Consider the following 21413-nt stretch of genomic DNA (forward strand, 5'->3'; position numbering starts at 1 on the left):
CTGCGCGACCGAAGACAAGGCATGTGGTAACCAACCCACGAATACCAGAATGATCTACCGTCGCCCAATCAGCCTCGTAGTCCCTGATCCACAGTCACTGACCGAGAAGACAAAAGAAACAGAGAGAACTTAAAAACAACCGACACCTATTGACAGGTCAATCCATACCAGGAGCCCACCCTGTGGGCGATGGGCGTGGCACACGCCCTGCAAACCATCGCCCACAGGGGTGGGCTCCCACAGCAACAAAAATAACCGCATGGCTCGCAAAATGAGGGGCTTTTAAAACTTCAAGGGGCCGGATCAAAAACATCGGCATTCAGGGTCTGTCGATTCCAGTAGCTGCTTTGCGGGTGCGAGTTAACGGTGCACCGCGCAGTGCCATACTTCCCTGATGCCCGTTTAGCCGCAGAAACCTGCGCCTGGCGGTGAGGCGTGCGAGGACAAAAAACCCGCGTGCCAGATACAAGGCTTCTGAGAGAAAACACCCATGTTGAAAAAATGGCTGAGTGATGTGTCACTGTCCACGGTCGTTGCCGGCTTTGTGGCTGTTCTGGTGGGGTTCACCAGTTCGGCGGTCATTGTTTTTGCGGCTGCACAGGCCTTGGGTGCCAATGAAGCGCAAACCGCTTCCTGGATGTGGGCGCTGGGTTTGGGCATGGGCGGCACCAGCTTGGTGTTGAGCCTTTGGTACCGGCAACCGGTGTTGACGGCCTGGTCAACGCCCGGTGCGGCGGTGTTGGCGGTGACGCAGGGCGTGACCCTGCCGGAGGCGACGGGGGCCTTCATCGTGAGTGCTTTGCTCATCATGGGCGTGGGCTACAGCGGCCTGTTTGAGCGGTGGATGGCACGCATTCCCCTGGCTTTGGCCAGTGCCTTGCTGGCGGGTGTTTTGGTCCGCTTTGCTTTGGATGCGGTGGGGGCTGTCGGTCAGGCCCCGGTCTTGGTGCTCTGCATGGCGGGCGCGTACTTGTTGGGTCGTCGGTTCTTTCCCCGTTGGGCGGTGCCTTGTGTGCTGGCAGTCGGCATGGCGGTGGCGGCCTTGCAGGGCCAATTGAATGCGGCCCAGATAGCCTGGGCATGGGCCACGCCGGTATGGGTGTCTCCCGAGTGGCGTTGGGGCGCCATGGTCAGTGTGGCCTTGCCGCTTTTCATCGTGACCATGGCATCGCAAAATTTGCCCGGCGTGGCAGCGCAGCGCGGCGCGGGTTACAACACACCGATTTCGCCCGTGATCGGGGCCACCGGATGCGTGACCTTGCTGTTGGCTCCTTTTGGTGGGTATGCGCTCAATTTGGCTGCCATCACAGCGGCCATTTGCATGGGCCGGGAAGCGCATGCCGATCCCGCCCGCCGGTACACGGCCTCAGCTGCGGCCGGCATTTTTTACATTCTTTTGGGCTTGGCCGGTGCTTCCATTGTCAGTTTGTTGGCCGCCTTCCCCAAGGCACTGGTGTTGGCCGTTGCCGGTTTGGCCTTGGTCAGCACCATCGCGTCGAGTTTGTCTACAGCCATGAAAGACGAGGGCCACCGCGATGCGGCATTGCTGACTTTTCTGGTGACCCTATCGGGCCTGAGCATTGCGGGGGTGGGGGCTGCTTTTTGGGGCCTGCTGGTAGGGATCGTGGCGCTGTGGGCCTTGTCTGCGCGCAAAGCCTGAAGCAGCCTTGTCTGCGCAAACCCCCATAGTCATCACATCGAGAAAATCTTTCCCGGGTTCATGATGTTGTGCGGGTCCAGCGCCCGCTTGATGGTGCGCATCATGTCGACTGCGCCTTCGCCGGTTTCGGTGCGCAAAAAGTCCATCTTGTGCAGGCCAATGCCGTGCTCGCCGGTGCAGGTGCCACCCAAGCGCAGCGCCCTGTTGACCAGTTGCTGGTTCAGCGCTTCGGCGGCTTCGCACTCTTGCGGGTTGTTCGGGTCGATCAAATAGCCAAAGTGGAAATTGCCGTCACCCACATGGCCGACCAGGAAGTAGGGGATGCCGCTGGCATCGGTTTCGGTGATCGAGTCGAGCAGGCAATCGGCCAGGCGGCTGATGGGCACGCAGGTGTCGGTGCTGATGGCGCGACAGCCGGGGCGGCTTTGCACGGCTGCAAAGTAGGCGTTGTGGCGAGCCGTCCACAGGCGGGTGCGTTCTTCAGGGGTGGTCGCCCATTCAAACGCGTTGCCACCGAATTCGCTGGCAATTTCTTGCACGGTTTCGGCTTGCTCTTTCACGCCTGCGGGTGAGCCGTGAAACTCCATCAACAACATGGGTTCTTCGCGCAAGCCCAGCTTGGCGTAGGCATTGACCATGCGCACGCTGTTGTGGTCCAGCAATTCCACCCGTGCAATCGGCACGCCCAGTTGAATAATTTGGATTACGGTGCGCACCGCGGCTTCGATGCTGGGGAAGGAGCAAATCGCGGCCGAGATGGCTTCTGGCAAGGGGTACAGGCGTACGGTCACTTCGGTGATCACGCCCAGCGTGCCTTCGCTGCCCACCATCAGGCGGGTCAGGTCGTAGCCGGCGCTCGATTTTTTGGCGCGGGTGCCGGTGCGGATGACTTCGCCAGATGAGGTGACCACTTCCATGGCCAAAACGTTTTCGCGCATGGTGCCGTAACGCACGGCGTTGGTGCCGCTGGCGCGGGTGGCGCTCATACCGCCAATCGTGGCGTCCGCGCCCGGGTCGATCGGGAAGAACAGGCCGGTGGATTTGATCTCTTCGTTGAGCTGCTTGCGCGTCACGCCCGGCTGCACTGTGACCGTCAGATCTTCGGCGTTGATGGCCAGGACTTTGTTCATGCGCATCAGGTCGATGCTGATGCCGCCTTGCACCGCCAGCAAATGGCCTTCGAGTGACGAACCCACGCCAAACGGGATGACCGGCACTTTGTATTCGGCGCACAGTTTGACGGCATCAGATACATCTTGTGTGCTCTCGGCAAACACCACCGCAGCCGGTGGCGGCACATGTGTGAAGGCCGATTCGTCGCGACCATGCTGCTCGCGTACCACCAAGGCTGTGGAGCAGTTGTTGCCAAAGCGGGCTTTCAGGGCCGCCAAAAAGACTTCGGGCACGGCGCGTTGCGCAACTTCGGGAGCCAGGTTAGCGGCGGCAATAGGGGCATTCATAGGGTGTCTCCGGTGGTGGCGGGCCAAGTCCGCCAGACATGCGAAACGTCAGTTTACGCCGCAATCAGAGGCCTTGCTGTCCTTTGCCAGACAAGCTGCAGCCAGTTGGCCGACAATCAACCCTCTTTGTAGGAGCCCACCCCTGTGGGCGATTTTTCGACCCTGCACGCTTGAACGAACACCATAAGAGAGCAACACCATGGGCAACCGACTCACACAAATCGCCACCCGCACCGGCGACAACGGCACCACCGGCCTGGGCAACAACCAGCGCGTGTCCAAAAACAGTTTGCGCGTGCACGCCATGGGCGAGGTGGACGAGCTGAACTCCAACATCGGTGTGTTGCTGTGCGAAGACATGCCTGCTGACGTGCGCGAAGTGCTGGTCGAGGTGCAGCACCAGCTGTTCAACCTGGGGGGAGAGTTGTCCATTCCCGGCTTTGAGTTGCTGAAAGATGAGGCCGTCGCGGCTCTGGACGAGGCCCTCGAAAAGTACAACGCCCAGCTGCCCAAGTTGGAAGAGTTCATCTTGCCTGCCGGCACACGGGGTGCATCGCAGGCCCATGTGTGCCGCACTGTGGCCCGTCGCGCCGAGCGGGCTTGCGTGGCCCTGGGCAACGAAGAAGCCTTGAACGACACGCCGCGCCAATACCTCAACCGTTTGTCCGATTTGATGTTTGTGTTGGCCCGCGTGCTCAACCGCATGAACGGCGGGGACGACGTGTATTGGAAAAGCGCACGCATGCAAAAAGACCCGGCAGTCTGAAGGTTCTGGGGCTGTCACCTAGGTGCACATTTCAGGGTTGATGCGCGTGACAGCGGGGCATGGCCGCTGATACGCTGCAACGCATGAACACCGCGACACGACCCTCCGCATCTGCCCCCTATCTGCCCCAGATCAGGCTGTACCAAAACTGGCTCCGCGATGAGCGCGGGTTGAGTTTTGCCACTTACAACGATCTCTGGCGTTGGTCGGTGACCGAGCTGGACGCCTTTTGGCAAAGCATCTGGGATTACTTTGATTTTCAGTCCCCTACGCCTCACACGGCGGTGCTGACGAGCAACATCATGCCGGGGGCCAAGTGGTTCCCCGGGGCCCAGACCAATTACGCGCACCAGGTGTTTCGGCATGTACAGCCTGCGCATGAGGCGGGTTTTTTGGCGGTCATCAGCCACAACGAAAAAGGCCTGCGCCGCGAAATGACCTGGCCCGAGCTGCGCCGCCAGGTGGCCGCCATGGCCTTGCACCTGCAGGCCCAAGGCGTGCAGCCGGGGGACCGGGTGGCGGCGTATCTGCCCAACATCCCCGAGGCCATGGTGGCGTTTTTGGCCACTGTCAGCGTGGGTGGTGTGTGGAGCATTTGCGCGCCCGACATGGGCACCCACGCCGTGCTTGACCGCTTCAAGCAGATCGAGCCCAAGGTGTTGATTGCGGTGGACGGCGTGAGCTACGGCGGGCGCGACTTTGACCGCATGGGCGTGGTGCAAGAGCTGCGCGACGCGCTGCCCAGCGTGCGACACGTCATCGTGCACGACAACCTGGGCACACTCGACCTAGCCCAATGCGACGTGGGTGCCAGCGTGCAAATGTCGGCCATCACCGCGCGAGACGATGCCGCCGTGCAGGCCTTTGAGCCAATGTGGCTGCCGTTCGATCACCCGCTGTGGATTGTTTATTCGAGCGGCACCACCGGCCTGCCCAAACCCATCGTGCATGGCCACGGCGGCACCGTGATCGTGGCGCTGGCCAACAAGATTTTGCACAACGACATTGGCTGCAGCTACCACCCCAACAGCTGGGGCGAGCGTTTTCATTGGTACAGCTCTACCGGTTGGGTCATGTGGAACGCACAGGTGGCGGGCTTGCTGAATGGCGTGACCTGTGTGATTTATGACGGCAACCCTGGCGGCAGCAAAGACAACCCGGACTGGGGCATTTTGTGGCGCTTGGCGGCGCAAGAGAAGGTGAGCTTCTTCGGCGCGGGTGCGGCCTTTTTTGCCAACTGCCAAAAGGCGGGCGTGGACATCGTGCGTTGCGGCGATTTGTCTGCGGTGCGCGCCCTGGGCACCACCGGATCGCCCTTGTCGCCCGAAACCCAAAGCTGGGGCACGGCGCAATTTCAGGCCATCGGCACCGACATTTGGTGGTGCAACATTTCGGGCGGCACCGACTTTGCGGGGGCCTTTTTGGGCGGCCACCGCGAGCTGCCGCAGGAACCTGGCGTGATGCAGTGCCGCGAACTGGGTTGCGCGGTCGAGGCCTGGAACGAAGCGGGCGAGCCCGTTTTGGGCGAGGTCGGCGAGCTGATTTGCGCGCAGCCCATCCCGTCCATGCCGCTGTACTTCTGGAACGACAAGGACAACGCCCGCTACCTGGCCAGCTATTTTGAGATGTACCCCGCAGGCCACGGCCGCCAACCCGGCGGCGGCAACGGCCCGGCCAGCATGGGCGGCGTCTGGCGGCATGGCGACTGGCTGCGCATTGGCGATACCCAAGGCGTGGGCGAAGGCTGCGTGATCTTTGGCCGCAGCGACGCCACCATCAACCGCTACGGCCTGCGCATGGGCACCAGCGAGTTGTACAGCGCGGTGGAAGCCCTGCCCGAAGTCATCGACTCGATGGTGGTGGATTTGGAATACCTGGGCAAAGAAAGCTACATGCCGCTGTTTGTGGTGCTGCGCCCGGGAACGGCGTTTGACGATGCGATCAAAGCCAAGCTCAACAACGCCATCAAGGTGGCGCTCAGTCCCCGTTTCATTCCGAATGAAATTTTTCAGGTCGCCGAGATCCCGCGCACCCTGTCGGGCAAGAAGCAGGAGCTGCCGATCAAGAAACTCATGCTGGGTCAGCCGCTGGAAAAGGTCGTCAACCGGGACGCTATGGCCAACCCGGGTTGTTTGGATTGGTATGTGGAGCTGGCCAAAACGCATTTAGCCAAGGCCTGATCTGCCCGCCCGACCCGAGGGCAGAAAACCCTCCGGGCTCTTGGTGCTTTGCGTCTCTTTTTAAACCGGGTGGATCTGCAGGACCAGAATCGCCCAACCCGCCAGCACATAAAGCGCTATCTTCCCCAGGCCCCGAGCAGGCTCCATTGCATCTTTTGCAATGCTGTATTACAGTGTCTTACAGGGTGGGCGATAACTTTGTCCCCAGAAAGGAACGACATGAGTTCATTGACTGTACGCTTAACCGATCGGGAAGAGCGCGATTTGCAGCTGGCCTGCGAGCAGACCGGTAAAACCAAAAGTGAGGTCGTGCGTGACTTGCTGGCAGAGTCCTTACGTGGCTATCGTCTCCGCCAGGCCTTGCAGAAAGCACACACAGAACTGGGCGGCGCAGCCCGCCAGGCAGGTTGGCTAACCGAGGAAGACATCCTGCAGGATAAGTCGTGAAGGTTTTTCTTGACACCAATGTTTGGCTGTCGGCCACAGTGTTTGCGGGCCTGTGCGAAGCGATCTTGACCGAATGCCATCAGCGCGACTGGCTGTTGACCACCCAGCTGGTGCAGGTCGAAGCGCATGAGGTGCTGGAGAGAAAATTTCCACAATTGCCACAATCTCGGGCGTTGTTTGATGACATTTGGGCAGAGGCCAAGTGCGTGCCAGATGTGGGCGAACCTGCCGATGACAACGATGTCCGGTTGGTCAGAGCAGCCAGCCTAGCAGGGGCCGGGGTATTCGTCACGGGTGATAAACGCGTGCTTACTTGGGGCCGCGAAAGCGACATGCAAATCCTGAGCCCCCGAGATGCATGGGTGCTGCTGTTTACAGCCAGGGTCAGCGGTTAGCGCTTTGTTGCCTTGAATGCAAAACGGCGTGCCGCTCTCGCGCGCACGCCGTTTTCTTTAAGGAGGAGCTAAAAAAATCAGTTCTTGTGCAACTCAGCGTTCAATTCGCCCCAGCTCTTGTTGCGCGGAATGGCGTGCAAGGCGCCCGACTGCGAATCGCGGCGGAACAGGATGCCGTTTTTGCCGGAAAGCTCCTTGGCTTTCATGATCGAGCCATCGGGCATTTGCACGCGGCTTCCGCCGGTGATGTAGCAACCGGCTTCCACAATGCAGTCGTCGCCCAGCGAGATGCCGATGCCGGCGTTGGCGCCCAGCAGGCAACGCTTGCCGACCTTGATGACTTCTTTGCCACCACCCGACAGCGTGCCCATGATGGACGCGCTGCCGCCGATGTCGCTGGCGTCGTCCACCACCACACCCGCGCTGATGCGGCCTTCGACCATGCTGGCGCCCAGGGTGCCGGCGTTGAAGTTGCAAAAACCTTCGTGCATGACGGTGGTGCCGCTGGCCAGGTGCGCGCCCAGGCGCACGCGGTCGGCGTTGGCAATGCGTACGCCCGACGGGATCACGTAATCGGTCATTTGCGGGAACTTGTCCAGGCCTTTGATTTCGAGCACGCGGCCGGTGCCACGGGCTTTCAGACGGGCAGCGGGCACATCGGCCAGCGCGCAGGGGCCAAAGTTGGTCCAGGCCACGTTGGGCAGCAGGCCAAAGATGCCGGTTACGTTGGCGCCGTGCGGCAACACCAGGCGGTGGCTCAGCAGGTGCAGGCGCAGGTAAGCGTCGTGCGTGTCGGCGGGCGCGTCGGCCAGGCTTTTGATCTCGGTGCGCACAGCCACCACGGTGGCGTTGCGCACGCTGCAGGCGACCAAGGCTTGCGCCACGTCTGCGCCCAAAGCGGCGACGGCTTCGGCTTGAGTCAGGCGGGTGCTGCCGCTGGCGGTCACGTCGGCAGCCAGTTCGGGGGCCGGGAACCAGGTGTCCAGCACGGTGCCGTCAGCGGCGATGGTGGCCAGGCCCGTGGCGCGTGCGCCGGTGGTTTGGAGTGTGCTCATGTTTTGGTTCCGAAAAAATGGCCCACCAAGTGTGTGGGCCGTTGCGTCAAGGGTTGCCAGATTATCGCGGAAGGCGGCGTGTCACAAATTATTCATGGGTCTTACATAGACTGGACAATTTTGTAACCTTCACGATTTTCGGCGCTGGTGCTGGTATTCACCACCACGCACAACGCAGACGCTTCCAAAACCATGCCTGCTCGACTTTTCACCAACGCTGCTGCCATGTTGTCCGCCAAAACCTCGACAGGATTCCCTGACAGTTTCAGGGGACTTTGGCCGCTGCTGGGCATGCTTTTGATGGCCAGCTTGCTCGGCGCTTGCATGCCGCGCCAATTGCTGGTCAACAGTGCCGCCGACGCGCTGACGGCACAAGGCCAAACCGCCGAAGAGGACATGGGCTTGGCCCGCGAGGCCAGCGCTTTTTATCTCAAACTGTCCGAATCCTTGTTGCGACAGTCGCCGGGTCACTTGCCCTTGGCCGAGTCGGTGGCTTCGGGCTTCACGCAATATGCCTACGCTTTTGTAGGTTTCGAAGCCGAACGCTTGGTCAGCACCGATGCCAAGGCCGCGCACCAGCTCAACCAGCGAGCGCAGCGCATTTATTGGCGTGCACACCGCCACGCCATGGCCGCCTTGAATCAGACGAGCCCCGGATTTTCTGCAGCCCTGGCGCAGCCACAAGCCTCGCGCTGGCCGGTGCTGAGACCCGATCAAGTGGGCGTGGCCTACTGGGCCGCGGCTTCCTGGGGGGCTTACATTTCGCTGTCCAAAGACGATCCCGATGCGGTGGCCGATTTGCCCTTGGTCGGTCGTTTGGCCGAACTGGCGTGGCGCACCGCACCAGACCACGGCGAAGGCGCTCTGGCGAGTTTGATGGGCCAAATCGAGGCGGCACGCCCCGGAGGCTCTGCCGCCAAGGCGGCAGCGTTTTTTGACCAATCCATTGCGGCCAGCGGGGGTCAAAACGCAGGGCCTTTTGTCGCCAAAGCCGAGGCGATTGCCCAAGCGGCGGGCGATCGGCCAGCCTTTGAAGCTTTGTTGCAAAAGGCGCTGACTGTGAGCGCCAAGCACACCGACTTGTCTAGCCAGATCATGCGCCAGCGTGCGCAGTGGTTGCTCGACAACGCGGATGATCTTTTTTAATGGGTCGAAAAAATGATTTTGACGTTTGCAAAGTGGTGGCCAAAAGGGCTGAGTGCGGCGCTGGTGGTGTTGGGCATGTCGTTGGTGTCCACCACGCAGGCCTACGCCCAGCAACTGCGCATCGGTTCTTTGGTGCCCAAAAATTCACTTTATCACCGCCAGTTACTGGACGTGGCCGAGAGCTGGCGAACAGCGCAGGGTGCGGGCGCAAAGTATCTGGTGTACCCCGATGGCTCCCAAGGGGGCGAGGCCGAAATGGCGCGGCGCATGCGCATCGGGCAACTCCAAGGCGCGTTGTTGTCGGTGGTGGGCTTGCGCGAAATCGAGCCCTCGATCGCGGCGCTGCAATCCATGCCACTGCTGTTTCGCAACTGGGAAGAACTCGACTACGTGCGCGAGAAAATGCGCCCGGCCATGGAAAAGAAGTTCCTGGACAAAGGCTTTGTGGTGCTGGCCTGGGGCGATGCGGGTTGGGTGCGTTTCTTTTCCAAAGAGGCCGCGCTGCGGCCCGATGACTACAAGCGCATGAAATTTTTTGCTTGGGGCTCGGAGCCTGATCAGCAAAACATCATGAAAAGCTTGGGTTACACGCCAGTGCCGTTGGAGACCACCGACATCTTGCCCGCCATACAGACGGGCATGATCAATGTGGTGCCTTCCACGCCCTACTTTGCCTTGGCCACCCAGGTCTACAACACCGCGCCCCACATGCTGGACATCAACTGGGCCCCGATTGTGGGGGCCTTGGTCGTGACCCGCAAAGCATGGGACGGCATGTCGCCTGAAGTCCAAACCGCGGTGCGTGCGGCCAGCGACAAAGCGGGTGCGCAAATTCGGACCAAAGCCCGGCAAGAGGTCGAAGAAGCGGTGGACGCGATGAAAAAACGAGGCCTCACGGTCAACAAACCCAATCCAGCGCAAATGAAAGAATGGAACGATTTGGCCGACAAGCTTTACCCACGCATTCGCGGCACCATGGTGCCCAACGAAACTTTTGACGATGTGATGGCCCACCTGAAAACCTTTCGTGCAGGCCAAGCCAAGTGAGTCCCACTTCCGAGACCCAGACCCAGACTGTGACCCCAGCCGAGACCCAGCCTGAAACGCCACGCCCAAGCGCTTGGGCGATCGACGAATGGCTGTCGTCGGCAGCGCTGGCGCTGATGGTGCTGATTCCTGTCATTGAAATAGCCATGCGCCCTTGGATGGGCCGCGGCATTGAAAACGCCTCTGTCTTGGTGCAGCACTTGGGTTTGGTGCTGACGATGTGGGGTGCATTGGCAGCCGAGCGGCATGGCCACCTGACCACGATGGGCGGCGGCATGCGCCGAAACGGCGAGCTGCCAAGCAGCGGGGTCAACCCCTGGCCGCAGCGCTTGGCCCATGGCTTGGCCGCCTTGGTGTGCGGCATGTTGGCCATGAGCAGCTGGCGCTTGGTGGACAGTGAGCGCGAGGCCGCCCAAGTGCTGGCTTACGGCATACCGGTTTGGTGGGTCCAGGCCAGTATGCCTTTGGGCTTTGCTTTGATGGGGGTCAAGCTGGGTGCGCGCTGTGCAATTTTTTCGCGTGCATGGCAGGTTCAGTGGCTGACCGGTTTGGCGCTGTCGCTCTGCGGAGCCGCTTTGGTCGCGCAATTTGACGGCACGCCCTATTCTGCGTGGCCCGCGTTCATGCTTTTGTGCGTCGCCTTGTTCGCCGGAGCGCCGATTTTTGCGGTGCTGGGGGGTTTGGCGTTGGCTTTGTTTTGGCAGGACGGCATGCCTTTGGCGTCGGTGTCCCTGTCGCACTACCAAATCACGGTGAACCCGTCTTTGCCCGCGCTGCCCTTGTTCACTTTGGCGGGCTTGGTGTTTGCGCGCACAGGGGCTGCCCAGCGATTGGGCACTTTGTTTGTGGCTTTGTTGGGGCACGGCGCCAAAGGCACGGTGCTGGCGACCGCATTGTTGTGCTCATGTTTCACCGCGTTTACGGGTGGCAGCGGGGTGACCATTTTGGCTTTGGGCGGCTTGTTGTTGCCTTTGTTGCTCAAGGTGGGCTACCCCGAAAATCGGGGCATCAGTTTGGTCACCAGTGCCAGTGCTTTGGGTGTTCTGTTGGCGCCGTCGGTGCCGCTCATCATGTACGCCATCATTGCCCGCGTGCCCATCAACACCATGTTTTTGGCGGGCCTGTTGCCGGCGTTGGTCATGGTCGCTTTTTTATTGGTGTTTGGCGGGTATTTGCGCCGATCCCGTGGGGAGTCGCTTTCAGACGTGGCCCCAAATCCGCCCTTGTCCCTGACGGCGCGGCCCCTGCTTTGGCCTTCAGTTTGGGCCGCCAAATGGGAAATTTTGGCCCCCGTGGTGGCCATTGGTTCCTTGGTCAGTGGCTTGGCCACGCCCACCGAAAGCGCGGCCGTCACTGCGCTCTATGCCATCTTGACCCAAGCGTGGGGACACCGCGAATTGGGTTGGCGCTTGTTGTTCAAATGCCTGAGCGAATCGGCCCAGATCATTGGCGGTGTGTTGTTGATTTTGGGCATGGCTCTGGCGCTGACCAATTTCTTGATCGACGCGGGCATCCCGGATGCCGCCATCGAAGCCGTGCAAAGCGCCATTCCGGACAAGTTTTTGTTCTTGTTGGCTTTGACGGTGTTTTTGCTGCTGGCCGGTGCGCTCATGGAAATATATGCGGCCATCGTGGTCTTGGTGCCCTTGCTGTTGCCCGTGGCGATGAGCTATGGCATTGACCCGGTTCACTTTGGCATCATTTTTCTGGCCGCTATGGAGATGGGCTTTTTGTGCCCACCGGCAGGCATGAACATTTATTTTTCATCGGCCATGTTCAAAAAGCCAGTGAGTGAAGTGGCCGTGGCGGTGTTGCCCGCATTGTTCGCGATCTTTTTGGGCACACTGGCCATCGCGTCAGTGCCCTGGCTTGCCACGGGTTTGCCAAGGCTGCTTGGCGCGTCTGCGTGACGGTTAAATCAAGCCGGTGATTTTTTGGGCTGCGGTGCGCACGCTTGGCACACAAATGTGCGTTGGTTCAAAAAGCGGGTGAACGAACCCAGCGCGCGCGGCTTGTGCAGCCCACACCGGTAGCAACTCATGGTGCCCATGTTGGCCGAATCCTTGAAAGGCGAGCCGCCGCCTTTGAAGGTGTAGCGAAGGCCATCGGAAGCCATGATGGAGTCGGCTTCATATTTGAGTGCTGGGGTCATGGTGTCCCGGAGGTTTTTTGAAGAAGATGTGAAAGTCGGTTGGGTCAAGTAAGCGATGCCCCAACAGATGCAGTAGACAGCCACAGAGCATCAATGTCACGCAATTTCTGATGGTCAAACTTGTCGTGTTCTTCCCAATAGCGCCCAGACGCGACCCAGTAACCCAAATCTGCTTCGGCGCGCAAGGCGGTTTGAACAGCCGACGGCTCTTGAACCTCAAAACTCGGGAGTTCGGTCATGATTTCAAGGGCTGAAAAAGCCAAGCGCGGAAAGCAAAGTCTCGAGTTTTCAAGCTCCGATAGATTGACCACGGCACAGCCGGTTTGACGGGCCAACGCTTGTAAACGCAGAGACTTGGCTTCAAGACTTTGCAAGGTGACATCTGGCCTAAGGGGGTCGGCTGTGCCCGCGCCATAAAAGTGGGTCGACTGTCCGGGCTTGGCTTCGTAGACCATGTCGTAGCCGATGTAGGCGATGACATCGGGTTTGAGTGCGCCAAGAGCCCAATAGCCAGCGGTGAAAGACATGGTTCCGCCCGCATACACAAAGCCGCCAAATTCATTTTGAACCGGTACAAAATCTTCGGCCGTGACAATGCGTTTGCCGTTCATGTCCTTTGCACTGGGGTGCCTGTCGATAGGAAAGTCTTCAGGGTAAATCAAGCAATTCCAGGATGGGCAGGCTTTCCAGGCGTTGTTGATCACCACGGTGTGGGTAAAACAAGATGTATCCCAATGGGCGGTTTTCACCGCATCGGGTGCGCTCCCAACAATCAGTACTTTGTTCAATGCCGTGCTCATGAGGGAAAAGGAAAGCCAATGTCTCAGCATGTTGAGCGCCGAAGATGTCACCTTGATGAACGTAAAGAAAGGCCGCTTTGCGGGCTAAAAAATTGTTTCATCAATGCCTGTGACTGTTGCCCTGTCACTTTCTGCCAATCCCTTTGAGCCTTGCAGCGATTGCGGCCGCCACGCCTGCGCGGTGCAATCACCCCATGGCGACGGCCGCAATCAGGCCGCGCCGATGGAGACACAAGCATGTACCTCACCGCTGGTTTGCACCGCTCGATGCAAAGGCACCCCGACAAAATTGCCACCGTCACAGGCAACCGCCGCCAGACCTATCGGCAATTGGTGGACCGGGTGGCCCGCACCGCGTCGGCCTTGCGTGCGCTGGGCCTGCAACCCGGCGAGCGCCTGTCCGTGCTGGCGCTGAACAGCGACCGCATGATCGAGCTGCTGCTGGCCGGGGCTTGGGCCGGGCTGGTGATCAACCCGATCAACACACGTTGGACAGCGGCCGAAGTGGCCTACGCCTTGGGCGACTGCGGTGCCAGCGCGCTGGCGGTGGACGATGGCCTGATGGCCACGGCGCAAGCCATGACCGATGCACTCCCGGCCCTTCGGCAGCGTATTTACATCGGGGAAGCTCAGGCCCCTGATGGTTACCTGGCCTTGGAAGAAAAAGCTGTTGCCGCATTGCCCATGGAAGATGTGCGCAGCGCCCCCGACACCCTGGCCGCCATTGTTTACACCGGCGGCACGACCGGATTCCCCAAAGGCGTGATGCTCTCGCACGGCAACCTTTGGGCCTCATTGGTGGGGCGCATGGCCGAGGTGCCCAACCCGCCGCATTACGTCACCTTGCTCACCTCGCCCATGTTCCATGTGGCGGGGCTGGGCCGCATGCTGGGCCAGACCATCGTGGGCGGCACTTGCGTGACGGTTCCGTCATTTCAGCCCAAGCCTGTGGTCGAGATCATGGCCCGCGAAGGCGTGAACGATCTTGTCATCGTGCCCAGCATGCTGCAAATGCTGCTCGACACCCCCGGCTTTGACCCGCAGGGCCTGCCCAAGCTGGAGCGCATTTTGTGGGGCGCGGCACCCATCACGCTGCCCTTGTTGCGGCGCGCCTTGCAGGCCTTTCCCGAGGTGGACTTCATCCATGTGTATGGCATGACCGAAACCTCGGCCGCCGTCTCGACCTTGCCCATTTCCCGTGACCCGGCCTTTCTGGACAGCGAGCGCATCCGCTCGGCTGGTCAGGCAGGGGTGTCGGCCGAGATCCGCATCGCCGACGCCGAGGGCAAAGAGCTGCCCGCAGGCACGCACGGCGAGATCCTGGTGCGCGGCCCGGCGGTGATGCAAGGCTACTGGGGCCGCGATGAAGACACCCGCAAGGCCTTGGCCGGCGGCTGGCTGCACACCGGTGACGGTGGCGTGATGGACGCACATGGCTACTTGTATGTCATCGACCGCATCAAAGACATGGTCATCACCGGCGGCGAAAACGTCTACCCGGCCGAAGTGGAAAGCACCCTCACCAGCCACCCGGCGGTGTCGATGTGCGCCGTTATTGGCGTGCCCCACGAAAAATGGGGCGAGGCCGTACACGCCGTCGTCGTGCTCAAACCCGGCGCGCAGGCCAGCGGCGAAGAACTCTCGGCGCACTGCCACACGCTCATCAGCGGCTACAAGTGCCCCAAGAGCTACGAATTTCGCGACAAGCTGCTGCTCACGGCCGCAGGCAAAGTCCAAAAAACCGAACTGCGCAAGACCGCAGCACGCACATGACCTCCACCGCCACCCATTCGCCCAACCGCCCGCCGCTGCAAGGCGTGCGCGTGCTCGACCTCACACGCCTGCTGCCCGGCCCCATGTGCACCCTGCACCTGGCTGACCTGGGCGCCGATGTCATCAAGATCGAAGACCTGGGCGCGGGCGACTACGCCTCGCCCCCGGTGCGCGAAATGCTCAACCGCAACAAACGCGGCATGCGCCTGGACCTCAAACACCCCGAAGGCGTGCAGCTGTTGCTCAAGCTGTGCGAGACCGCCGACGTGCTGGTCGAAGGCTTTCGCCCGGGCGTGATGACCCGGCTGGGCTTGGGCTACTACGTGGTGCACAGCCGCAACCCGCGCCTGGTGTACTGCAGCATCAGCGGCTACGGCCAGACCGGACCGCTGAGCCAAAAGGCCGGTCACGACCTGAACTACTGCGGCTATGCCGGTGTGGCCGACCAGGTGGGCACGCCGTCGGGCGAGCTGGCCCTGTCCAACTTGCCCATGGGCGACTTGCTGGGCGGCACCATGCCCGCCGTCATGGGCATACTGGCCGCGCTGTTTGACGCGCAGCGCACGGGCCAGGGGCGGCATGTGGACGTGGCCATTGCCGACGGCGTGTTGGCCCACGCGGTGATCCCGCTCGCTGGCCTGCACAGCCGGGGCCGCGTCCCCGCGCCCGGAGGCGACAAGCTGACCGGGGCGCTGCCCTGCTATGGCCTGTACCCCACACAAGACGGCCGCTACCTGGCCGTAGGCGCTTTCGAGCACAAGTTTTGGGACAGCTTTTGCACGCTGCTGGGCCGCCCCGATTTGGCCGAGCACCACATCCCCAAAACGCAGGCCTTGAACGACTGGGTGCGGCGCGAAGTGGCCCATGCGGTGCAAGTCCACCCGCTGGCCCACTGGGCGCAAGTGCTGGCAGGCGCCGACTGCTGCGTGACCCCCGTGCTCAAGCTCGACGAGGCGCAACAGTTGCCCCACTTTCAGGACCGGGGCATGTGGGTGCAGGTGCAGACCGCGCAGGGCGAGACCATGACACAACTGGCCATGCCAGTGCAGATGAGCGGCTACCGCTTTGAAGTGCAGCGCCCCGCGCCCCTGCAGGGCCAGCACACCCGCGAGCTGCTGACCGCTGCGGGACTCGATGACGCTGAGGTTGATGTTTTGTGCCAACGCAAAGTCGTAGGATAGAGGCACTGTCCTGACCGACCGAGCCATGAACCGCCCCCCCAACGCCACGCCCACCCAACACAGCATTCAGCACACCATTGCGGCTTACCAGGTGGTGCAGATGCTCATGGCCATCGAGGACGAAGACCAGCGCGCCGCCGTGCTGCGCCGAGCGGGCATCTTGCCTGCGCTGCTCGAATCCAAGCTGGCGCGCGTCACCCAAACCCAGTTTGCCCGCCTGATGACGGCGCTGGTGCGCCACCACCGCGACGAGTTTTGGGGTCTGAGCACCACCCCCTTGCCCCTAGGCTCATTTGCCATGGGCTGCCGCATGCTGGTGGGCCACCGCAAACTGGGCGACGCCGTGCGCGCCGGGCTGCGTTACTACCACGCGCTGCTGCCCGACTTTGTGCCGCGCCTGCTGGTCAGCGACGGCGTGGCTTATCTGCGCATGAGCCCGCGCCACACCCTGAATGATCGCCAGGCCTACGCCGTGCGGGTCTTCATGTTCCTCAGCTACGGCGTCATGTGCTGGCTGGCGGCGAGGCGCATCCCGGTGGATGAAGTCGTCTACCAAGACCGCGATGTGGCCCGGCGCAGCGACGCGTCCAAACTGTTTCAGGCGCCCATTCGCCTGATGGACGGTGAATGGGGTTACCGCTTTGACGCCAAATGGCTCGACCTGCCCGTGGTGCAGAACACCGAAAGCGTGGAAGCGTTTTTGCACCAGGCCCCGGCCTGCCTGCTGGTCAAATACCGCGACCAGGCCAGCCTGACCGAGCGTATCCGCCGCATGCTGCGCCGCTACCTTTCCGAAGAAATGCCCTCGCTCGAAGTCGTCAGCGACATGCTGACCACCACGCCCCAGACCCTGCGCCGCCGCTTGCAGCGCGAAGGCCAGGGCTACCAAATGATCAAAGACGCCCTGCGCCGCGACGTGGCCGTGGAGTTTCTCACCCAGTCTGATTTGCCCCTGCTCGAAGTGGCCGCCCGCGTGGGCTTTTCCGAAGCCAGCACCTTCCACCGCGCCTTCAAGGCCTGGACCGGCCTGACCCCTGGCGCTTACAGACAGGCGCACAACGAACCTGCTGCGGACGAAGCGTTGACAGGTTGATGGCCTGCAAATGTCACTTCCTGCCAATCATCTTGACCTGATTGGCGATTGGTAAAGCCCTGCTCTAGCTCGATACTTTGTCCGTTTCGAAGCCTTTCAAGGAGCAAGCATGGCCGTTAGCAAGCGCGCTGTTCACGTCGTCGGCGTGGGCATGATTCCCTTCACCAAACCCGGGGCCAGCGAGTCCTACAACCTCATGGGTGCGCGTGCGGCCAAGCTGGCGCTCGACGATGCGGGTGTGCCTTACGACGCCGTGCAGCAGGCTTATGTGGGCTACGTCTACGGCGATTCCACCGCCGGGCAGGCCGCCATCTACGGCGTGGGCCTGACGGGCATCCCGGTCTTTAACCTCAACAACAACTGCTCCACCGGGTCGAGCGCGCTCTACCTGGCGCGTCAGGCGGTCGAGAGCGGCATGGTCGAATGCGCCATCGCCCTGGGCTTTGAGCAGATGGTGTCCGGCGCCCTCAAAGGCGCGTATGACGATCGCCCATCGCCCATGACCCGTTTTGCCGAGGCCATGACCGCGCACCAGGGCTACGACCCGGCCGCGCCCCGTGCCGCGCAGTTCTTTGGCGGTGCGGGCATGGACTACATGAAGGAATACGGCATCCGCGCCGACACCTTTGGCCGCATCTCGGTCAAGGCACGCCAGCACGCGGCGCGCAACCCGCTGGCCGTGTTCCGCCAGACGCTGACGCTCGAAGAGGTGATGGCCTCGCCCACCGTGTTTGGTCCGCTCACGCGCTACCAGTGCTGCCCGCCCACCTGCGGTGCGGCAGCGGCCATCGTCTGCTCGGCTGACTTTGCCAAAAAGCACAAGCTGGACGCCAGCGTGGTCATCGCCGCGCAGGCCATGACCACCGACACCCCCAGCACCTTTGACAGCGACGACATGCGCCGCGTGGTCGGCTATGACATGACCGCCAACGCGGCCAAGCAGGTGTACGAAGCCGCAGGCATCGGCCCCGAAGACCTCGATGTGGTGGAGCTGCACGACTGCTTCACGGCCAATGAACTCATCACCTACGAAGGCTTGGGCCTCACGCCCGAAGGCACCGCCGAGAAGTTCATCGTCGACGGTGACAACACTTACGGCGGGCGAATCGTCACCAACCCCTCGGGCGGTCTGCTGTCCAAGGGCCACCCGTTGGGGGCCACCGGGCTGGCGCAGTGCTACGAGCTGGTCTCGCAGTTGCGCGGCCAGGCCGATCAGCGCCAGGTCGAAGGCGCACGCTTGGCGCTGCAGCACAACCTGGGCTTGGGCGGTGCTTGCGTGGTCACGCTGTACCAAAAAGTCTGAAGGGGGCCAGACCATGATTGACCGCCAATTCATCGGCCACACCATGCCCGCCTTCGAGGTCTTGGTCGAGAAAGGCCGCTTGCGCTTTTTCGCCAAGGCCACGGACCAGACCGACCCGGTCTACACCGACGAAGCCGCCGCCCGCGCTGCTGGGCACCCGGCTTTGCCCGTGCCGCCCACGTTTTTGTTTTGCCTCGAGATGGAGTCGCCCGATCCGGCCGCGATCCGCAACCTGTTGGGCATGGACTACCGCAAGCTGCTGCATGGCGAGCAGGGCTTCACATTTCACCGCATGGCCTATGCGGGCGATGTGCTGCGTTTTGAGCAGCGCATCGAAGACATCTACGACAAAAAGGGCGGCGCACTCGAATTCGTCGTCCGCAAAACCCGCGTCAGCAACCAGCGTGGCGAGCATGTGGCCGACTTGCGCGCCGTGACTGTTTTGCGCCACGGATAAGGAAACACCATGACACTACCCTCTTTTGACGCCCTGCAAGTGGGCGACACCATTCCTGCGCTGGAGTTACCACCCGTCTCGCGCCTCACGCTGGCGCTGTACTGCGGCGCATCGGGCGACCACAACCCAATCCACGTCGACACCGACTTTGCTGCCATCGCGGGCTTGCCCGACGTGATCGCACACGGCATGTTGTCCATGGGCTGGCTGGCGCGCCTGCTCACCAACTGGGTGCCACAAACCGCGATTCGTGACTACAGCGTGCGCTTTGCCGCTATGACCCAGGTGCACGAAAAGATCACCTGCACCGGCCAAGTGACCGAAAAGTTTGAAGTGGGTGGCGAGCGCCGCGTGCGCCTGTCGCTCACCACCACCAACGCCGAAGGCCAGGTCAAGCTGACCGGCGACGCCGTCATTGCACAGGTCTGAACCCGTTTTTAAAAATCACCATTCAAAGGATTCCCCATGACCCGCAAACTCGAAGGCCAGGTGGCCCTGGTGTCTGGCTCTGGTCGCGGCATCGGCCGTGAAATCGCGCTCAAGCTCGCCAGCGAAGGCGCCCGCCTCGTCATCAATGACCTGGACAGCGTGCCCGCGCAAAGCACAGTGGACGACATCATCGCCCGTGGCGGCCATGCTGTGGCCTGCATCGGCAGCGTGACCGACACCGACTTTGGCGAGCGCTTTGTCAAGACCGCGCTCGACGCTTTTGGTGGCATCGACATCATCGTCAACAACGCTGGCTACACCTGGGACAATGTGCTGCAAAAGATGAGCGACGAGCAGTGGGAAGCCATGCTGGCCGTGCACATGACGGCACCCTTCCGCATCTTGCGCGCTGCCTCGGGGTTCATCCGAGAAGCGGCCAAAAAAGAGGCCGAAGCGGGCATATCCAAGCACCGCAAGGTGGTCAACATCTCGTCCACCTCGGGCGTGTACGGCAACGCAGGCCAAGCCAACTACGCAGCGGCCAAGGCCGGCATCAACGGTTTGACCAAAGCCATGGCCAAAGAGTGGGGCCGCTACAAGGTCAACGTGAACAGCGTGGCCTTTGGCCTGATCATGACGCGCCTGACACAACCCCTGACCTCGGGCGATGCGAGTGTGGACATCGCGGGCCGCACCATTGCAGTGGGCGTGCAGCCCGACCGCCTCAAGGCCGCCGAAGCCACCATTCCATTGGGCCGTGGTGGCACACCCGAAGAAGCCGCAGGCGCGGTCTACATGTTCTGCATTCCCGAATCCAACTACGTCAGCGGCCAGGTGCTGGTCTGCGGCGGCGGCCGTCCTTAAGGCGCGTATGGACAGCATCCTCACCTTTCCCCGCAGCGTCTTTCGTGAAGACCATGAAATGCTGCGCACCACCGTGCGCCGCTTTCTGGAGCGCGAATGCAAACCCCGCCAGGCCCAATGGGACAAGGACGGCAAGGTCGACCGCGAAACCTGGCTCAAGGCCGGGCGCGAAGGCCTGCTCTGCGCCACCATGGCCCCCGAATGGGGCGGCAGCGGTGGCGACTTCGGCCACGCCGCCGTGATTGTCGAAGAGATTGGTCGCTCGGGTGTTAGCGGTTTGGGCTTTGGCCTGCACTCGGACGTGGTGGCGCCTTACATCGAGCGCTTGGGCACGGCCGCACAAAAAGCCCAGTGGCTGCCCCGATGCGCCACGGGCGAAGTCATTCTCGCCATTGCCATGAGCGAGCCCGGCGCGGGCAGCGACCTCAAAGCCATCCGCACTACCGCGCGACGCGAGGGTGACGAGTACGTCATCAACGGTGCCAAGACCTTCATCTCGAACGGCCTGAACTGCGACCTGGTCGTGGTGGTGGCCAAGACCGAGCCTGAGCTGGGCGCCAAGGGCGTGTCGCTAGTCCTGGTCGAGGCCGATCGCGCCGGTTTTCGCAAAGGCCGCAAGCTCGACAAAATGGGCCAGGAAGCGGCCGACACCGCCGAGCTTTTTTTTGAAGACGTGCGGGTGCCCGTGACCAATATCCTGGGCGAAGAAAACAAGGGCTTTGCCTACCTGATGCAAGAACTTGCGCAAGAGCGCTTTGTGATCGCCTTGGGCGCAGCCGCCAAGATGGAGGCGATGTTTGACGAAACGGTGCGCTACACCAAAGAGCGCGTGGTCTTTGGCAAACCGCTGTTTGATTTTCAGAATACCCGCTTCAAGCTGGCCGAGATCAAGGTGCGCACCACCGCCGTGCGCATGATGGTGGACCAGTACTTGGGCGAGCATTTGCGCCGCAAGCTCACCGTGCAAGAAGGCGCCATGGCCAAACTCTTTGCCACCGAAGAGCTGGGCAAAGCGCTCGACGAGTTGCTTCAGCTGTATGGGGGCTACGGCTACATGATGGAGTACCCCATCACCCGCGCCTTTGTCGACTCGCGTGTGACCCGCATCTATGGCGGCACCAGCGAGGTCATGAAAGAGCTGATCTCGCGCAGTCTGTGATGAGCCCTTTGTGACCCCCACATCGAACTTGCCGAAAGAGCTGCTC

At 61.7% G+C, this 21413-nt stretch carries 20 protein-coding genes; 16 read left to right on the plus strand and 4 right to left on the minus strand.

Annotated features, from left to right (window positions below):
* The first annotated feature begins 490 nt into the window (after positions 1-490).
* On the plus strand, positions 491-1660 hold the full coding sequence (locus B9Z49_RS17905) for a benzoate/H(+) symporter BenE family transporter (RefSeq protein WP_108354806.1): 1170 nt from the start codon (positions 491-493) through the stop codon (positions 1658-1660).
* A gap of 32 nt (positions 1661-1692) precedes the next feature.
* On the opposite strand, the gene B9Z49_RS17910 is transcribed toward B9Z49_RS17905, so the two are convergent.
* A complete protein-coding gene (locus B9Z49_RS17910) occupies positions 1693-3120 on the minus strand; it encodes an FAD-binding oxidoreductase (protein ID WP_108354807.1) in 1428 nt (475 codons plus the stop codon).
* Positions 3121-3319: 199 nt separating this feature from the next.
* On the opposite strand from B9Z49_RS17910, the gene B9Z49_RS17915 reads away from it, so the two are divergent.
* From B9Z49_RS17915 to B9Z49_RS17930, 4 genes are all read left to right on the plus strand, one after another.
* Complete coding sequence (locus B9Z49_RS17915) at positions 3320-3886, plus strand: cob(I)yrinic acid a,c-diamide adenosyltransferase (RefSeq protein WP_108354808.1); 567 nt, start codon at positions 3320-3322, stop codon at positions 3884-3886.
* An 83-nt stretch (positions 3887-3969) separates the two neighbouring features.
* On the plus strand, positions 3970-6066 hold the full coding sequence (locus B9Z49_RS17920) for an acetoacetate--CoA ligase (protein ID WP_108354867.1): 2097 nt from the start codon (positions 3970-3972) through the stop codon (positions 6064-6066).
* Positions 6067-6285: 219 nt separating this feature from the next.
* Complete coding sequence (locus B9Z49_RS22070; protein WP_199225102.1) at positions 6286-6513, plus strand: hypothetical protein; 228 nt, start codon at positions 6286-6288, stop codon at positions 6511-6513.
* Positions 6510-6908: a putative toxin-antitoxin system toxin component, PIN family gene (locus tag B9Z49_RS17930; RefSeq protein ID WP_108354809.1), complete on the plus strand. Its 399-nt coding sequence runs from the start codon at positions 6510-6512 to the stop codon at positions 6906-6908. Before B9Z49_RS22070 ends, B9Z49_RS17930 begins: the two co-directional genes overlap by 4 nt.
* Before the next feature lie 77 nt (positions 6909-6985).
* On the opposite strand, the gene dapD is transcribed toward B9Z49_RS17930, so the two are convergent.
* Positions 6986-7963, minus strand: a complete 978-nt coding sequence (gene dapD, locus B9Z49_RS17935) for a 2,3,4,5-tetrahydropyridine-2,6-dicarboxylate N-succinyltransferase (RefSeq protein WP_108354810.1) — start codon at positions 7961-7963, stop codon at positions 6986-6988.
* Between the two features lie 192 nt (positions 7964-8155).
* On the opposite strand from dapD, the gene B9Z49_RS17940 reads away from it, so the two are divergent.
* From B9Z49_RS17940 to B9Z49_RS17950, 3 genes are read left to right on the plus strand one after another with little or no spacing between them, the layout of a single operon-like run.
* Positions 8156-9109, plus strand: coding sequence for a TRAP transporter TatT component family protein (locus tag B9Z49_RS17940; RefSeq protein ID WP_233254699.1), 954 nt, complete (start codon positions 8156-8158; stop codon positions 9107-9109).
* 12 nt (positions 9110-9121) lie between these two features.
* Positions 9122-10156 carry a TRAP transporter substrate-binding protein DctP gene (gene dctP, locus B9Z49_RS17945; RefSeq protein WP_108354811.1) on the plus strand — a complete coding sequence of 345 codons (1035 nt, stop codon included), beginning with the start codon at positions 9122-9124 and terminating at the stop codon, positions 10154-10156.
* Positions 10153-12066, plus strand: coding sequence for a TRAP transporter large permease subunit (locus tag B9Z49_RS17950; protein WP_233254700.1), 1914 nt, complete (start codon positions 10153-10155; stop codon positions 12064-12066). Before dctP ends, B9Z49_RS17950 begins: the two co-directional genes overlap by 4 nt.
* An 8-nt stretch (positions 12067-12074) precedes the next feature.
* On the opposite strand, the gene B9Z49_RS17955 is transcribed toward B9Z49_RS17950, so the two are convergent.
* Both B9Z49_RS17955 and B9Z49_RS17960 read right to left on the minus strand, forming a co-directional pair.
* The gene (locus tag B9Z49_RS17955) at positions 12075-12308 is read right to left on the minus strand and encodes a hypothetical protein (RefSeq protein ID WP_108354812.1); all 234 of its coding nucleotides are present in this window, start codon (positions 12306-12308) and stop codon (positions 12075-12077) included.
* Positions 12309-12352: 44 nt separating this feature from the next.
* On the minus strand, positions 12353-13108 hold the full coding sequence (locus B9Z49_RS17960) for a hypothetical protein (RefSeq protein ID WP_108354813.1): 756 nt from the start codon (positions 13106-13108) through the stop codon (positions 12353-12355).
* Positions 13109-13345: 237 nt separating this feature from the next.
* Between B9Z49_RS17960 and B9Z49_RS17965 the strand changes: the two genes are divergently transcribed.
* The 8 genes from B9Z49_RS17965 (at position 13346) to B9Z49_RS18000 (ending at position 21367) form a co-directional block, all read left to right on the plus strand.
* Complete coding sequence (locus B9Z49_RS17965; RefSeq protein WP_108354870.1) at positions 13346-14881, plus strand: class I adenylate-forming enzyme family protein; 1536 nt, start codon at positions 13346-13348, stop codon at positions 14879-14881.
* Complete coding sequence (locus B9Z49_RS17970) at positions 14878-16062, plus strand: CaiB/BaiF CoA-transferase family protein (protein ID WP_108354814.1); 1185 nt, start codon at positions 14878-14880, stop codon at positions 16060-16062. Before B9Z49_RS17965 ends, B9Z49_RS17970 begins: the two co-directional genes overlap by 4 nt.
* A 25-nt stretch (positions 16063-16087) precedes the next feature.
* Positions 16088-17155, plus strand: a complete 1068-nt coding sequence (locus tag B9Z49_RS17975) for an AraC family transcriptional regulator (protein ID WP_108354815.1) — start codon at positions 16088-16090, stop codon at positions 17153-17155.
* A 109-nt stretch (positions 17156-17264) separates the two neighbouring features.
* The gene (locus B9Z49_RS17980) at positions 17265-18458 is read left to right on the plus strand and encodes a lipid-transfer protein (protein ID WP_108354816.1); all 1194 of its coding nucleotides are present in this window, start codon (positions 17265-17267) and stop codon (positions 18456-18458) included.
* 13 nt (positions 18459-18471) lie between these two features.
* Positions 18472-18915: a MaoC family dehydratase N-terminal domain-containing protein gene (locus B9Z49_RS17985; protein ID WP_108354817.1), complete on the plus strand. Its 444-nt coding sequence runs from the start codon at positions 18472-18474 to the stop codon at positions 18913-18915.
* A gap of 9 nt (positions 18916-18924) precedes the next feature.
* Entirely contained in the window at positions 18925-19344 is a 420-nt protein-coding gene (locus tag B9Z49_RS17990; RefSeq protein WP_108354818.1) for a MaoC family dehydratase, read from the plus strand.
* A gap of 36 nt (positions 19345-19380) precedes the next feature.
* Positions 19381-20208 (plus strand): SDR family NAD(P)-dependent oxidoreductase, encoded by an 828-nt coding sequence (locus tag B9Z49_RS17995; RefSeq protein ID WP_108354819.1) that lies wholly within the window; start codon positions 19381-19383, stop codon positions 20206-20208.
* A gap of 7 nt (positions 20209-20215) precedes the next feature.
* Positions 20216-21367, plus strand: coding sequence for an acyl-CoA dehydrogenase family protein (locus B9Z49_RS18000; RefSeq protein ID WP_108354820.1), 1152 nt, complete (start codon positions 20216-20218; stop codon positions 21365-21367).
* Positions 21368-21413 lie beyond the last annotated feature (46 nt).

Source organism: Limnohabitans sp. 2KL-51 (genome assembly GCF_003063645.1).
Classification (GTDB): domain Bacteria; phylum Pseudomonadota; class Gammaproteobacteria; order Burkholderiales; family Burkholderiaceae_C; genus Limnohabitans_A.

Excerpts from the sequence above, each read along its gene's own strand:
- B9Z49_RS17905 (WP_108354806.1), top strand. The coding sequence starts at position 491 with ATGTTGAAAAAATGGCTGAGTGATGTGTCACTGTCCACGGTCGTTGCC.
- B9Z49_RS17910 (WP_108354807.1), bottom strand. The coding sequence starts at position 3,120 with ATGAATGCCCCTATTGCCGCCGCTAACCTGGCTCCCGAAGTTGCGCAA.
- B9Z49_RS17915 (WP_108354808.1), top strand. The coding sequence starts at position 3,320 with ATGGGCAACCGACTCACACAAATCGCCACCCGCACCGGCGACAACGGC.
- B9Z49_RS17920 (WP_108354867.1), top strand. The coding sequence starts at position 3,970 with ATGAACACCGCGACACGACCCTCCGCATCTGCCCCCTATCTGCCCCAG.
- B9Z49_RS22070 (WP_199225102.1), top strand. The coding sequence starts at position 6,286 with ATGAGTTCATTGACTGTACGCTTAACCGATCGGGAAGAGCGCGATTTG.
- dapD (WP_108354810.1), bottom strand. The coding sequence starts at position 7,963 with ATGAGCACACTCCAAACCACCGGCGCACGCGCCACGGGCCTGGCCACC.
- B9Z49_RS17940 (WP_233254699.1), top strand. The coding sequence starts at position 8,156 with ATGCCTGCTCGACTTTTCACCAACGCTGCTGCCATGTTGTCCGCCAAA.
- dctP (WP_108354811.1), top strand. The coding sequence starts at position 9,122 with ATGATTTTGACGTTTGCAAAGTGGTGGCCAAAAGGGCTGAGTGCGGCG.
- B9Z49_RS17955 (WP_108354812.1), bottom strand. The coding sequence starts at position 12,308 with ATGACCCCAGCACTCAAATATGAAGCCGACTCCATCATGGCTTCCGAT.
- B9Z49_RS17960 (WP_108354813.1), bottom strand. The coding sequence starts at position 13,108 with ATGAGCACGGCATTGAACAAAGTACTGATTGTTGGGAGCGCACCCGAT.
- B9Z49_RS17965 (WP_108354870.1), top strand. The coding sequence starts at position 13,346 with ATGTACCTCACCGCTGGTTTGCACCGCTCGATGCAAAGGCACCCCGAC.
- B9Z49_RS17970 (WP_108354814.1), top strand. The coding sequence starts at position 14,878 with ATGACCTCCACCGCCACCCATTCGCCCAACCGCCCGCCGCTGCAAGGC.
- B9Z49_RS17975 (WP_108354815.1), top strand. The coding sequence starts at position 16,088 with ATGAACCGCCCCCCCAACGCCACGCCCACCCAACACAGCATTCAGCAC.
- B9Z49_RS17980 (WP_108354816.1), top strand. The coding sequence starts at position 17,265 with ATGGCCGTTAGCAAGCGCGCTGTTCACGTCGTCGGCGTGGGCATGATT.
- B9Z49_RS17985 (WP_108354817.1), top strand. The coding sequence starts at position 18,472 with ATGATTGACCGCCAATTCATCGGCCACACCATGCCCGCCTTCGAGGTC.
- B9Z49_RS17990 (WP_108354818.1), top strand. The coding sequence starts at position 18,925 with ATGACACTACCCTCTTTTGACGCCCTGCAAGTGGGCGACACCATTCCT.
- B9Z49_RS17995 (WP_108354819.1), top strand. The coding sequence starts at position 19,381 with ATGACCCGCAAACTCGAAGGCCAGGTGGCCCTGGTGTCTGGCTCTGGT.
- B9Z49_RS18000 (WP_108354820.1), top strand. The coding sequence starts at position 20,216 with ATGGACAGCATCCTCACCTTTCCCCGCAGCGTCTTTCGTGAAGACCAT.